Genomic DNA, 465 nt, shown 5'->3' with positions numbered 1-465 from the left:
ACTACGAGAGCCAGGACGCTGCCGAGTTGGAGCTTCACGTTCAGACCGTGGAAGACTCGCGCGCGCTCAGGGAACAGCTGACCGAACACGGGCTGGTGGCCTTCGTGGCCAACGCCAGCGTGTTGCCTCGCAAAAGCGGTGTCGACGACCGTCCTCTCGGCGACGGCGTCGTGGAGTTCGTGTCGCCTGCCTCCTTGGAGGTCGAGCTGACGGCTCCCAATGCCGGCATGGTGCGCGGCATGGGCCTGGCCTCGGGTGTCACGGTGATAACCGGGGGTGGCTATCACGGTAAGTCCACGCTCCTCAGGGCGCTGGAGGACGGTGTGTACGACCACTTGCCGGGCGACGGCCGCGAGCGGGTCGTGGCCCTCGGGTCGGCCGTGAAAATACGCGCAGAAGACGGCCGGTCGGTGGCGGGCGTAGACATTTCTCCGTTTATTTCTGATCTTCCCGGCGGCAGGTGTA

At 65.6% G+C, this 465-nt stretch carries 1 pseudogene (only partly in view); it reads left to right on the top strand.

What is annotated here, in order from left to right:
* Positions 1-465, top strand: a pseudogene (locus EYQ35_07925) (ATPase); it begins 493 nt to the left of the window's first position.

The sequence above is a fragment of the Candidatus Binatota bacterium genome (genome assembly GCA_012960245.1).
Taxonomy (GTDB): Bacteria; Desulfobacterota; Binatia; order UBA1149; family UBA1149; genus UBA1149.
This window is presented reverse-complemented; position numbering and strand designations above follow the sequence as displayed.